The sequence below is a fragment of the Pseudomonas sp. Q2-TVG4-2 genome (assembly GCF_013620795.1).
Lineage (GTDB): Bacteria > Pseudomonadota > Gammaproteobacteria > Pseudomonadales > Pseudomonadaceae > Stutzerimonas.
The window spans coordinates 46,498-58,203 of the sequence record NZ_LGLW01000014.1; the positions used below are offsets into that span (position 1 = coordinate 46,498).

General features: G+C 56.5%; 17 protein-coding genes and 3 pseudogenes. 14 read left to right on the forward strand and 6 right to left on the reverse strand.

Annotation, left to right across the window (positions count from 1 at the left end; translation table 11 throughout):
* Positions 1-39 precede the first annotated feature (39 nt).
* The 6 genes and pseudogenes from H3028_RS19985 to H3028_RS20000 all read left to right on the forward strand — a co-directional run bounded on the left by H3028_RS19985 (position 40) and on the right by H3028_RS20000 (position 3,713).
* Positions 40-1,422, forward strand: a complete 1,383-nt coding sequence (locus tag H3028_RS19985) for a rhodanese-like domain-containing protein (RefSeq protein ID WP_181298959.1) — start codon at positions 40-42, stop codon at positions 1,420-1,422.
* A gap of 132 nt (positions 1,423-1,554) precedes the next feature.
* Positions 1,555-2,049 carry a DUF1264 domain-containing protein gene (locus H3028_RS21110; protein WP_219920299.1) on the forward strand — a complete coding sequence of 165 codons (495 nt, stop codon included), beginning with the start codon at positions 1,555-1,557 and terminating at the stop codon, positions 2,047-2,049.
* Positions 2,050-2,053: 4 nt separating this feature from the next.
* Positions 2,054-2,125 (forward strand): annotated as a pseudogene (locus H3028_RS21680) (hypothetical protein); the annotation flags it as partial.
* Positions 2,126-2,140: 15 nt separating this feature from the next.
* Positions 2,141-2,323: a hypothetical protein gene (locus tag H3028_RS21380; RefSeq protein WP_258237859.1), complete on the forward strand. Its 183-nt coding sequence runs from the start codon at positions 2,141-2,143 to the stop codon at positions 2,321-2,323.
* An 89-nt stretch (positions 2,324-2,412) separates the two neighbouring features.
* The gene (locus tag H3028_RS19995) at positions 2,413-2,889 is read left to right on the forward strand and encodes a DUF2243 domain-containing protein (RefSeq protein ID WP_219920301.1); all 477 of its coding nucleotides are present in this window, start codon (positions 2,413-2,415) and stop codon (positions 2,887-2,889) included.
* Between the two features lie 242 nt (positions 2,890-3,131).
* Positions 3,132-3,713, forward strand: a complete 582-nt coding sequence (locus tag H3028_RS20000; RefSeq protein ID WP_258237860.1) for a cytochrome c oxidase assembly protein — start codon at positions 3,132-3,134, stop codon at positions 3,711-3,713.
* 235 nt (positions 3,714-3,948) lie between these two features.
* Here the strand turns inward: H3028_RS20000 and H3028_RS20005 are convergent, their stop codons facing one another.
* The 4 genes from H3028_RS20005 to H3028_RS20020 are packed head-to-tail and all read right to left on the reverse strand — an operon-like array spanning position 3,949 to position 5,982.
* Positions 3,949-4,737: a sulfite exporter TauE/SafE family protein gene (locus H3028_RS20005; RefSeq protein WP_181298960.1), complete on the reverse strand. Its 789-nt coding sequence runs from the start codon at positions 4,735-4,737 to the stop codon at positions 3,949-3,951.
* Between the two features lie 52 nt (positions 4,738-4,789).
* Positions 4,790-5,215 carry a YeeE/YedE family protein gene (locus H3028_RS20010; protein WP_181298961.1) on the reverse strand — a complete coding sequence of 142 codons (426 nt, stop codon included), beginning with the start codon at positions 5,213-5,215 and terminating at the stop codon, positions 4,790-4,792.
* A gap of 9 nt (positions 5,216-5,224) precedes the next feature.
* Complete coding sequence (locus tag H3028_RS20015) at positions 5,225-5,656, reverse strand: YeeE/YedE family protein (protein WP_042923465.1); 432 nt, start codon at positions 5,654-5,656, stop codon at positions 5,225-5,227.
* The gene (locus tag H3028_RS20020; RefSeq protein WP_168422371.1) at positions 5,653-5,982 is read right to left on the reverse strand and encodes a helix-turn-helix transcriptional regulator; all 330 of its coding nucleotides are present in this window, start codon (positions 5,980-5,982) and stop codon (positions 5,653-5,655) included. Before H3028_RS20020 ends, H3028_RS20015 begins: the two co-directional genes overlap by 4 nt.
* Before the next feature lie 196 nt (positions 5,983-6,178).
* On the opposite strand from H3028_RS20020, the gene H3028_RS20025 reads away from it, so the two are divergent.
* From H3028_RS20025 to H3028_RS21385, 3 genes and pseudogenes are all read left to right on the forward strand, one after another.
* Positions 6,179-6,613, forward strand: a complete 435-nt coding sequence (locus H3028_RS20025) for a hypothetical protein (RefSeq protein ID WP_181298962.1) — start codon at positions 6,179-6,181, stop codon at positions 6,611-6,613.
* An 11-nt stretch (positions 6,614-6,624) separates the two neighbouring features.
* A complete protein-coding gene (locus tag H3028_RS20030) occupies positions 6,625-7,374 on the forward strand; it encodes an MBL fold metallo-hydrolase (protein WP_181298963.1) in 750 nt (249 codons plus the stop codon).
* 12 nt (positions 7,375-7,386) lie between these two features.
* A pseudogene (locus H3028_RS21385) lies at positions 7,387-7,614 on the forward strand (chromate transporter); the annotation flags it as partial.
* Positions 7,615-7,720: 106 nt separating this feature from the next.
* Here the strand turns inward: H3028_RS21385 and H3028_RS20035 are convergent.
* Together H3028_RS20035 and H3028_RS20040 are read right to left on the reverse strand one after the other, a co-directional pair.
* A complete protein-coding gene (locus H3028_RS20035) occupies positions 7,721-8,071 on the reverse strand; it encodes a DUF3147 family protein (RefSeq protein ID WP_181298964.1) in 351 nt (116 codons plus the stop codon).
* Positions 8,072-8,121: 50 nt separating this feature from the next.
* Entirely contained in the window at positions 8,122-8,409 is a 288-nt protein-coding gene (locus H3028_RS20040) for a metal-sensing transcriptional repressor (RefSeq protein WP_181298965.1), read from the reverse strand.
* A gap of 116 nt (positions 8,410-8,525) precedes the next feature.
* Here H3028_RS20040 and H3028_RS20045 point away from each other — a divergent pair, with 116 nt between their 5' ends.
* From H3028_RS20045 to H3028_RS20065, 5 genes and pseudogenes are all read left to right on the forward strand, one after another.
* Complete coding sequence (locus tag H3028_RS20045; protein ID WP_181298966.1) at positions 8,526-8,885, forward strand: hypothetical protein; 360 nt, start codon at positions 8,526-8,528, stop codon at positions 8,883-8,885.
* A gap of 47 nt (positions 8,886-8,932) precedes the next feature.
* Entirely contained in the window at positions 8,933-9,667 is a 735-nt protein-coding gene (locus tag H3028_RS20050) for a HupE/UreJ family protein (protein WP_181298967.1), read from the forward strand.
* A gap of 15 nt (positions 9,668-9,682) precedes the next feature.
* The gene (locus H3028_RS20055; protein WP_181298968.1) at positions 9,683-10,345 is read left to right on the forward strand and encodes a transmembrane anchor protein; all 663 of its coding nucleotides are present in this window, start codon (positions 9,683-9,685) and stop codon (positions 10,343-10,345) included.
* 254 nt (positions 10,346-10,599) lie between these two features.
* Complete coding sequence (locus tag H3028_RS20060) at positions 10,600-10,929, forward strand: four-helix bundle copper-binding protein (protein WP_100550038.1); 330 nt, start codon at positions 10,600-10,602, stop codon at positions 10,927-10,929.
* Between the two features lie 233 nt (positions 10,930-11,162).
* Positions 11,163-11,706, forward strand: a pseudogene (locus tag H3028_RS20065) (dTDP-glucose 4,6-dehydratase); the annotation flags it as partial.

Consider the following 11,706-nt stretch of genomic DNA (forward strand, 5'->3'; position numbering starts at 1 on the left):
TTAACTGAACAATCCTGTTAACTATCATCGGAGGTGACGATGCTTGTTTTCGAGCCTGTTTATACGGACGGCCTGGCGCAAGTTTCCTATCTGGTTGGCGACAGCAAAGCGGCCGTGGCTGCGGTCGTTGACCCCCGTCGCGATATCGACGTCTACCTGCAAATGGCGAAAGCGCGGGGCCTGCGAATCGCCTATGCCATCGAAACACATATCCATGCGGACTTCGTTTCAGGTGCCCAAGCATTAGCGAAGCGCACCGGGGCGCAGATCATCGGTGACCGTTCGGATAGCTATCAGTTCGACCTTCGTCAGGCCAGCGATGGAGAGACGATAGAGCTCGGGCAGGTGAGGCTGCAGGTCATGCATTCGCCGGGACATACGCCTGAGCACATTTCCCTGCAGCTGTTTGACGCCCAGCAGGGAAACCAGCCATTCGCGCTATTTACTGGCGACACCCTATTCAATCTGGACGTAGGGCGGCCCGACCTGCTCGGCGAAGGCAGCGAACGAAAGCTGGCTGGCGAGCTATACCGCACCTTGTTCGATCATTACCTGCCGCTTGGCGACCGGACGGAAATTTACCCCTGCCACGGCGCCGGCTCGGCCTGCGGCAAGTCTATCGGCGACCGACGCCACTCCACGATCGGCAACGAGCGTCTCTTCAACCCAGCCTTGCGCGAGCAGCGAAGCGAAGAGGAATTCATCGATTGGCTGCTGGCCGCCATGCCGGAGCCACCCCGTCACTATGCGCGCCTGAAAAAACTGAACGTGCGTCCCGCCGTACAGATGGAAGGACCTTCGATTCCGCCACCCCTCGCGCCGTCCGACTTCGAGGCACTTGCCGCGCAAGACGTGCAGGTCATAGACCTCCGCTCGATCCTCGCGTTTGGTGGCGGGCATGTGCCCGGGGCGATCAACATTGCGTTGCGTAACGAATTCGTGAACTGGGCTGGCTGGATGCTCGATGACACTCGCCCGATCCTGCTGGTAGGCGAGTCGGCTGACGATGTTCATGAGGCTGTCACCCAGCTCTACCGGATAGGCCTGGACGATATTAAGGGCTATTTGCGTAATGGCATGACGGACTGGCAGAACGCGGCGCTACCCCTAGAGTCCATTGGTGAATGGTCAGTCCATGAGCTCGATCGCAAACGAAACGATTCCGATGTGATGTTGCTTGATGTGCGCAGTCCTGCTGAATACGAGGCAGGCCATATCCCCGATGCCCATCATGCGTTCGTCGCTCATATATACACAGCCCTTGGCAACCTGGACCGGGATAAAACTATCGCAACGTATTGCGGTTCTGGATACCGAGCATCGATCGCAGCGAGCATCTTGAAAAAGAACGGTTTTAAAAAAGTAGTCAATGTGCCTGGCTCATGGGCTGCTTGGAGAGCAGCAGACTTGCCTGTGGCATAACAAACCAAGCAAAAAAAGAGGATGAAAAGCATGCAGCCATAAAATTTTCCGCTGAAAACAACCTATCAGCGTTTGCCCGCTTGCGGAAAATATTTAGTTCAGCAGAACAAGAAAGCTTTATGTATCGCAACCATGGCGGTAGTTTCGGGCTGTACCGGTTTCGGCACGGTCAGCTCGTCAACTGAACCCGCTGAAAGAGCAGAATCTACCAAAACCAATGTTTTGGAGGCGGGAGCAGCGATGCTCCAAACGGATTCGCCTCTGGATCCCATGAACGTCTATTTGGTCGGCTTTCATCCCATGAAAGATGACCCATCTCACCAAATGGAAGCGCACCATTTTTGTAATCAAGTCAATGAAGATCTTGCTCAATGCGCATTGTTTGATGGCAATACTCGAGACGCTAACCTCAACGGTATCGAGTACATCATCTCCGAGCGCCTGTTTGAGCAGTTGCCGGCCGCCGAAAAGCAGTACTGGCATCCGCACAATGGCGAAATTTTGTCCGGACAGTTGGTTGCGCCCGGTTTGCCGGAGCAGGCTGATCACGCGCTGATGAAGAGCAAGATGAATAGCCTACGGCAAAACATGGCATACCTGGGACGCTACCCAAGGCAAACCAGGTGAGTCGCTGCCATTAGGAGAGCCGAAGTTGGCGTGGTCGTTAAATCGGATTGGTGAGGCCAAAGAGGGATTGGTGGAAAGCCGAGACAAACGTATGGATATCAATACTGAGGAACGTCGTAAGGCCAGACAGGATCTTGTACCACTGGCCAAGCCCCAGGACGGTGTTGATGCGCTCAAGGGCCAATTTGAAGGACCAACCCGGCCCATCCCCGGTGTTGTTGATAAACAAGCCGCAAGTCAGTCTCCGGCGCAATCGGAACCGGTTTCCAGATAGAGGGGGCGCGCAGTTTGAGTTCGCAGCTTACAAGTGACAACACGGGATCATGAGGAGCGATTGCTCAAACCAAATAATAGGTGATGACTATGGCTGCTTCCGAATCGAGGCCCACCTTAGACCCGCGTCGCTCAATGCTGGCAACGATACTGCTCGGTGTTGGTGTTATGGCTGCGATAGACGAGATTGTGTTCCACCAAATATTGGCTTGGCACCACTTTTACGACCTATCTACTCCAGCACTTGGCTTGGTTTCCGACGGTCTACTGCATTCGGCAGAGTTAATTTTTTTCGTGCTAGGTTTTTTCATGTTTTCCGATCTGCGTGCCCGTCATTCACTCGCGCGAACCCATGCTTGGGCAGGTTTTTTTTTGGGGCTGGATATCTTCCAGCTCTTTGACGGAATCGTTGATCATAAGCTGCTAGGCCTGCATCAAGTCCGCTACGTCGATAACCTTTTACCGTATGACTTGGCATGGAACGGTTTTGGGGTTCTTTTGCTTGTGATCGGTTTCGTACTTCTCCGCAGAGCACGGCACCATATCACTGCGCAACTCAGCAAATAGGTGACTGATGGATCACGGAGTGCATAACGGCAGCATGGGTGACTCCGCCGCGCTCGTTGTGCTGTTGGTGGTTCTACCGTCTGTCTTACTCATCATTTATTTGGTCGTTGCGGGCCAGGAGCTCAGAAGAACAACGTGGAGCGGCTGGCGAACCGCCAGCTTCGCTGTCGGAATTCTGCTGATCATTGCCGCGTTATCACCCCCCCCTCTCTGATTGGGCTCACCGCGATCTTAGCGGTCATATGGTCCAGCATTTGCTTCTCGGTATGTTCGGTCCGCTCGCGCTAGTTCTCGGTGCCCCTGGTACGCTTTTGCTTCGAAATATTCCCGTTACTATCGCGCGCCGTATTGTGGCGTTTCTCGCAACGCGTCCAATCCGTTTCTTGATACACCCTATAACGGCAGCCTTACTCGACATAGGTGGTATGTATGTTCTCTACCTAACGCCCCTGTATGTCTTAAGCATGACGGACCCGCTCGTTTATGTTCTCTTGCACTTGCATTTTGTGATCTCAGGTTATCTTTTCACGTGGTCAATCGCCGGCCCCGACCCCGCTCCGCACCGAGCCGGTATGACTATGAGGCTAACGGTGGTATTTCTTGCGACAGCAGCGCACGCAAATCTAGGTAAGCTTATGTACGGCTACGGCTATCCACGCGGCACCATGGCGGATCTAAGCGAACTCCAAGCGGCTGCACAATGGATGTATTACGGCGGTGATCTTGCTGAGCTGTTGCTGATAATCGCGTTCTTTGCGATGTGGTTTCGCCGTCGGAACATTCTTCCAGTGGCGTTCGCCGATCGAAGGCAGGGCTTGTACTAAAGAGCAGTAGCAGCAAGCAGATCCGATATAGCGGTAAGAAACGATCGGGTACAAATCAGAGATTCGACGTGAGTCTCCTCTCCCGGGCGTGGGGGCACCATTTCCTCAATGCCGGCTCTGATTCTGCTATGTGGCGGTCGGCTCTATCATTCTGCATCTCAGCTATTACCGGCAGAGCAGGACGACGAGTTTCCACCCGCTAGGGGAAAAAAACTAGCAACTATCGCTCCGTGCCTCACTGGCCCAGACTTTGGATTACCAGGGCAGTGGCAGCAATGATTGCAATCAGACCGAAACCTTTCTGCAGCAGTGGTCCGGGCAATCGGGCGGAGATCAGAAGACCCATTAACATGCCAGCAACCGCACCCACCGAAAAGGGTATGGCCACCGCCCAGTCGATGTTCCCCGCTAAGGCCGAAGACGACACGCCGCTGACCGATACGAGGCCTATGACGGCCAAAGACGTTGCCGTGATCGAGCGCATAGGGAGATCACTGAAGCGGCTCAGTGCGGGAACCAGAACAAAGCCACCGCCTACGCCCAGTAATCCCGAGAGGAAACCCGCCAAGGTGCCGGATGCTGCGACGATTGCCGCGCAGCGGTAGGTCCAATGAAAGCGGCCGGTCTGCGGATTCAGCCGACATGGAACCGCTTTTGGGGCCGAATCATCGGTCGGCGGACGTCTGAATGCTTTGAACGCGACCCAGAACATCACCAGTGCAAACAGTAGGGCGAGCATATCGTGCGCTACCCGCCCGGCCACCCATACCCCGGCAGGGGCGAGCAGCACACCGGAGCAGGCCATCAGCGCCGCGGCCTTGTAACGGACAATACCGTCCCGTAGTCCGACCATCGCGCCGACCCATGCGGCAAGGCCGACCGCCATCAGGCCGATTGGCGCAGCCTGGGGCAGGTCGAGGCCAACCACGAATATGAGCAGCGGTACGGTGAGGATACCGCCACCGGCACCGGTCAGCGCCAAGACGACTCCGACCGATAGTCCGAGCCCCATTTCAATAATCATCGGCACCGTTCTCTTTCGCACGCCTTGGCTTCGCGAATTAGAGTGCAACCGATCACTGCGGCTTGCCCGAAAAGCGCGTCTGCAGCTCGTACAGCGTCATGCCCGCCAGCATCGCGATGACAAAGATCAGTGGCTCGCTCCGGCCGCTCAAGAGCGACGCTACTGCCGGCCCCGGACAATAACCGGCCAGCCCCCAACCCGCTCCGAATACCAGGCTACCCAGCACGAGACGGCGATCTATCCGAGTAGCGGTAGGCATCCGCATGACATCTCCCAGCACCGCCCGGGATCGTTTTGACGCGAAGAAGAACCCGATACTGGCGACTATGATCGCACCGCCCATGACGAACGCGAGCGAGAGGTCCCACGCCCCGGCCAGATCGAGAAACGCGATCACCTTGGATGGGTCGGCCATCCCTGACAGGAGCAGGCCCAGGCCGAAAACCAGCCCCGCTACAAATGCGCTCAGCAATTTCATGGCAACTCCTCAGCCCAGCAAGTGACGGATGACGAACACGGTCAGAAAGCCGCTGGCCATGAACGCGGCCGTCGCGACCAGCGAGCGCGGCGACCGTCGCGACAATCCACATACGCCATGCCCGCTCGTGCAACCGGAGCCGTACCGTGTGCCGACGCCGACCAACAATCCGGCAGCAATCAGAGTCAAGGTGCTCGCACTAATCTCAATGTCTGGTTGCTCGAAAGCCGCCTGAAACAGCACCGGTGCGATGACCAGTCCGGCGATGAATGAAACACGCCAGAACACATCACCTTTGGCTGGCCGCAGCAACCCGCCAATCACACCGCTAATGCCCGCGATTCTCCCGTTCAGCAGGATAAACAGGGTCGCAGCGAGGCCGATAAGCGCGCCTCCGGCGAGCGAGGACCACGGTGTGAAATTTGCCCAGTCGATCGTCATTTCGATGGATCCTCGATTTCGGGATGCTGGCAGTAAAGCCTGTAAAGCACCTGCATGACTTCCATCGCCTGATGGCTGGCGATGCTGTAGTGAACTTGCTTGCCCACGCGTCGCGTGCTGACCAAGCCATTGTGACGCAGGACCGTGAGCTGTTGAGACAAGGTCGGTTGCTCAACGCCCGTCGCACTAGCGAGATCACCCACGCAGTACTCACCCTGGGTCAGCTGGCACAGCAACAATAGACGGTCAGGGTTCCCTAGCGCCTTCAATAAACCACAGGCATCCGTGGCGCTGCGACGAAGCGTTTCGATATCGAGATCTGCCATGAAGGTCTTTTTCTTCAGTGTGTCATATAGATTTGACAATATACTTTATCTATATATATTTCAATATTACGTATAGGCAGAGACAGCGGATGCCCGGCCGGAACTCCGCGACCAATACAGCCCCTAAAAATGTGCAGCATCGCTTTGGCTCTTCACCCCGCAGCGCCACCCCGTCGGCGCGAATCAGGAGATCGAAATGTCATCGATACAGCAAAACAGTACGAACCATGACCAGGCGGACCGGGTCCGCCGCTCAACGTCCCAACCTGTTAACCAGGAAATCGATCGCCAAACCGACGAGAACATTCGTCGATTCAGCGGGATGGGGCGAAGCGCGATACTTCAGCGCATCGATGTCCTTGACCGTGAGTGGGACGTCGAACGTGTACTTGAGGTCAATGCCTCCTCACTTGCGCTGTCAGGCCTGCTGCTTGGACTTACGGTGAATAGAAAGTGGTTCCTGTTGCCTGGCGTCGTGCTGCCGTTTCTTCTGCAACACGGCCTGCAGGGATGGTGCCCACCGCTGGCAATTCTGCGCCGCCTGGGTGTTCGCACGCGTGGCGAGATCGATCAGGAAAAATTTTCGTTGCTCGATACGCTGGAACAGGCACCGCTGCAAACCCACCACTAGCCGAGGCCATCATGATCTTTCGCCAATTGTTCGAGCCCGTGTCCTCCACCTATACCTACTTGCTCGGGTGCGAGGACACAGGGCAGGCCGTCCTCATCGATCCGGTCATTTCAGCAACGGACCGCGACCTGACCGAGCTGGCCGCACTGGGCTTGAATCTGGCGTTCACGTTGGACACTCATATACATGCCGATCACATTACCGCCGCGTTGGAGCTGAAGAAGAAAACAGGCTGCCGTATCGCTGCTCCAGCCATTGATCGGCTGCCATGTACGGACGTTGGAATCGAGGAAGGGGCCCCCTTCATGGTCGGCAGCCTGCACTTCAAACCATTGCATACACCTGGACACACCGATGGGCACTTTGCCTATCTGCTCGGGGATCGCCTGTTCAGCGGTGATGCCTTGCTCATCGACGGCTGCGGCAGGACAGACTTCCAAAACGGCAGCGCTGATGATCTGTTTCACAGCGTAAGGACCAAGCTTTTCGCGTTGCCGGATGACACCCTTGTCTATCCCGGCCATGACTATCAAAGCCGTCGGGTCACGAACATCGCGCAGGAAAAGCAACGCAACCCTCGGCTAGGCGAAGCGATATCCCTGGAGCGATTCAAGGAAATCATGGCGGGGTTGAACCTGCCGTATCCCAAGTTCATTGATCACGCAGTCCCTGGGAATCGCCAGTGCGGCGTGTGCCCACCTAACCTGACGGACGAGTTTCGTCGCTATTGCGAACAGGTCGAGCACAGCCCGCAAGGTTGACCCAACGACAGTGTTGGGTCGACCCACAACGAACTGAAGTTCACTGCACTCAATCTCGCGTTGCTTTTCGGCTACCACGTGCTCTGGCCGCAAGGTTTTAGTGGTCGCTTTGACTGGCCTTCGGCACTAATTGCCGTGGCGGCAGCGGTGGCCTTGCTCCGCTTCAAGCGCGGCGTCATCCAGGTGCTGACGGCCTATGGGTTAGCCGGAATGGTGATACACCTGCTGCAAGAAAACTGAGAGGTGGAAAATGAGCAGAATCTCGATATGCGAACTGGCGGAGCGGCAGCCAGCAGGTCGGGCGTGCACTCTGCTGGATGTGCGCCGTACGAGAAACCTGACCTTATCAGAGCAGTTCGATACCGAAACGACGGACGCATAAGGCAAGCAAGCCGAAACAGCTCGCGGTGGCAACGATGTAGATCATCAGAGTTGGCCAAAAGCCGAACCGGGGCAGAAGCATTGGAAATGCGAGTAGCGCTGGAAGGGTGGGTAACACATACCAGAAGGTGTACCAGGCATGATTTGCGATCTTCTCTGCTGGCTGGTTTTCAACGTTTAGCCAGATCAGCGTCAGTACAGTTATCAGAGGCAACGCCGCAATCAGGCCACCAAACTTGTCACTACGCTTCGCGACCTCCGACACCACGACGACCACGATCGCTGTCAGAAAGTATTTGCTGATAACCCAAGCCATCTTGCATCTCCCAGAACGCTATTATTGGCGCCTTTTGCTTTGAATCGCCCTCAAAGGTATTTGGTGATTTGCTTGAAGTCCTCTAGCGGTGCGCGCTCGCCTGTAGAGAGGGCTTCGACCGTGTGTTCTAGGCAATGGTCTATGTGGTCTTGGATCAGCGTGCGCTTGGCCTGGCAGACCGCTTTTTCCACCGCATGAAGCTGCTGGGCGAGGTCCACACAGGGGCGGCCGGCTTCGATCATGCTGACAATGCTGCGTAGATGTCCTTCGGCACGCTTCAACCTTTTGATGATATCGCTATGACTTTGGTGCTGATGGGTGTGTTGGTGATCGCTCATGCCTTGAGTCTCATGCGTCGATGACTTACGCTCCGATCCTATCCCTCCCGGGGGGATAGGGCAAACCTGCCGTCGCACCAGGAAAGCCTGCCGATCTGTCATCGAAGAGACGTCACATGCGCACTAAACCCGTCAGCGTTCATATGATGTTTGCTTTTGCCCTCGTCATGCTGATGGCTTGGGCCGGACACACCTCTGCACTGTTCATGGGAGCGAGCCAATCCGCCTGGAGCGGCAAGGACAGCGTTCAGTCGCACATTCATGGTCATGGCGTTTCCGCCTGTGCGGCATGTGCGGATCACTACCATTCCTTGCTGGCCGCTGACCATGTGCACGAAACACCGTACCTGAACACGCTGCTCAGTATCAGTGCGCTGCCAGAGCGTGCGCAGCCAATAGAAGCCCCTCGCTACTCCATCCCTCCCAATCCAATCTTCTTGATCGAACGGCCACCACGCCGAATATTCATGCTCTGACATAGGCCGCCGTGCGGCCCAAGACCACTGCAATTTAGGACTCAACCATGCATTCGCTATCTATGGGCGCAATGGGCGCATCTGCTGTGCGTCCGAATCGCTCGTTACTACTGTTGCTGTTGCTCTCGGCATCGCTGTTTCTCGGCATGCCCGACGCACTGGCCCACGCTGTCGCCCAGGGCGACAAGGGCTTTATCCAGGAAAGCTCCGGGGTAATGTTGCTGCCGTTCATCTACATGGGCGCGAAGCACATGATTACCGGCTACGATCACCTACTGTTTCTGTTCGGGGTGATCTTCTTTCTCTACCGCCTGAAGGACGTGGGGCTCTACGTTACCCTGTTCGCCGTGGGCCATACCGTTACGCTGCTGCTTGGCGTATTGGCGGAAATCAGCATCAGCTCCTATGTGATCGACGCCATCATCGGTTTCTCGGTGGTGTACAAGGCGCTGGATAACCTGGGCGCGTTCCAGCGCTGGTTTGGCCATCAGCCGAACACCAAAGCGGCCACGCTGATTTTCGGCTTGCTGCATGGCTTCGGGCTGGCGACGAAGATTCAGGAGTACGAGATCGCGGCAGACGGCCTGATCCCCAACCTAATTGCCTTCAACGTCGGCGTCGAGATCGGCCAGCTCCTGGCCTTGAGCGCCATCCTCATTGTCATGGGCTATTGGCGGCGTACTGCCAGCTTCTGGCGCCATGCCTACACCGCCAACGTCGCCATGATGAGCGCCGGTTTCCTCTTGATGGGTTACCAGCTCACCGGCCTGATCGTGTCTTAATAAGGAACTCTCAGCATGTTCAATACCAAGCTTCCGACCCAAAGCGAATTGCCGACCAGCCGCCAACTGCTGCGCTCCACTGTGATCGCGGTGGGTGTTGCCGCCGCCTTGCTGGTCACCGTAGTTATGCCGTCGGAGTACGCCATCGACCCAACGGGCGTCGGCCGCGTACTTGGCCTGACCCAGATGGGCGAAATGAAGGAAATACTGGCCGAAGAAGCGGCAGCGGATGCAGCTGTTCAGCCAGCGGCGGCCCCGGTCGTACAGGCCCCCGCGCCTACTCAGCTGGCACCTCAAGAACAAGTTGCGGCAGCAACTGTGGCTGAGCCGGTAGCAGAGCCACAGCCAGCCCTGAAGTCCGATGAAGTGACTGTCACGCTGAAGCCGGGCGAGGCCAGTGAAATCAAGCTGGAAATGTTGAACAAGGCCACAGTCAGCTACGAGTGGGCAACCAATGGCGTTCCGGTCAATCACGACACCCATGGCGAGCCCTACAACGGCCCCAAGGGCTATTACCACAGCTACAGCAAGGCCAAGCAGGTCAAAGCTGACAAAGGCGAATTCACTGCCATTTTCGACGGCACCCACGGCTGGTTCTGGCGTAACCGTAGCAACAGCGACGTAACCATCACGCTCAAGACCAAGGGCGAGTACCTGAGCGTCAAACGAGTCATTTGAAATACACAGCCTCTACTAGGAAACGCTGGCCATCGAAGGATGAGGTAGTGTCATCGTTCCGGCAGGGCTGCGAAGCCCTGCCGGAACTGGTGGCTGACTTGCGGCCCGTGGGTCACCTTACAGCATTGTAATGAAGTTGATCGAAACGGGTTTGGCAGGAGTCTGTCGTATTTTTGTGCCTGCTAATACGCTGATGAGGTGTATTCGGCTAGTAGGCACCAACGACATACAACTATCGAACCCTGGAGAACGCAATGACAAACTCAATGTTCGCTTCCTGTATCCAAGCTTGTTCGAACTGTGCCCTAGTGTGCGAAACGTGCGCCTCTGCTTGCCTGCGTGAGGATGACGTAAAAATGATGGCTCGCTGCATCGAGCTTGACCGCGACTGCGCGGACATTTGTAGGTTGGCCGCCACACTGATGAGTCGCGAAAGTGAGTACGCTAAAGAATTTTGTGCCCTTTGCGCCAAGATCTGCCGTGCATGCGGAGAGGAATGCGCGAAACATCAAGTGGATCACTGCCAAGAGTGTGCCAAAGCGTGCATGAAGTGCGCTGAAGAATGCGAGCGCATGGCTGCGTAACATTCGCGACTTGCTGCTCTGGCAAAGCTCATATCTCGTTGCCAGAGCCGCTTCGCCGGATTGACCGTTATATCCCAGCATGTGCAGTTGAAGCTAAGCCAGCTGACTTGCTAGCAGAAAAGGCCTAGATATCCGCTGGCCGAGCTCACCCAAACCTGCACGCGGTCGCAACACCGTAACGCTTTTTCTCTTGCCGCAACGTAACCAATACTTCAGTGCTGGGGACTAGATCTATGGAGCATCAAGGGGAATATCTACGCCAAGGCGCCACGTCGTCCGATATGGGTATGGATGCGCATATGCAGATGATGGAGCGACGCCATCTCGCGACGCTGTGGTGCCACTTCGTCAATGTATTGCTCGGCTTTTGGGTGCTGAGTGCGCCCTTCATCTTCGGCTACATGAACGTAGCGCCGGGCGACCTCGACCTGCCACGCCTCGCAGCCGAGCGTGATCTACCCGAGGTCGCCACTCGCGCGCTGCTGATGACCTGGAACGACGTCGTCAGCGGCGCGTTGATCGTGTTGTTCGCCATCCTCTCGCTCAAACGGATCAGCTGGGCGCAATGGGCCAACACGGTTATGGGATTGTGGTTGATGTTCGCGCCGCTGCTGTTCTGGACTCCTTCCCCGGCGAGCTACGGCAATGCCTTGCTGGTCGGCGGGCTGGTGATTGCCTTTTCCACACTAGTACCAATGATGCCCGGCATGAGCATGCCGGGCATGCTGCAAAAGGCTGCGGTGCCGCCGGGCTGGGATTACAACCCCTCGACCTGGC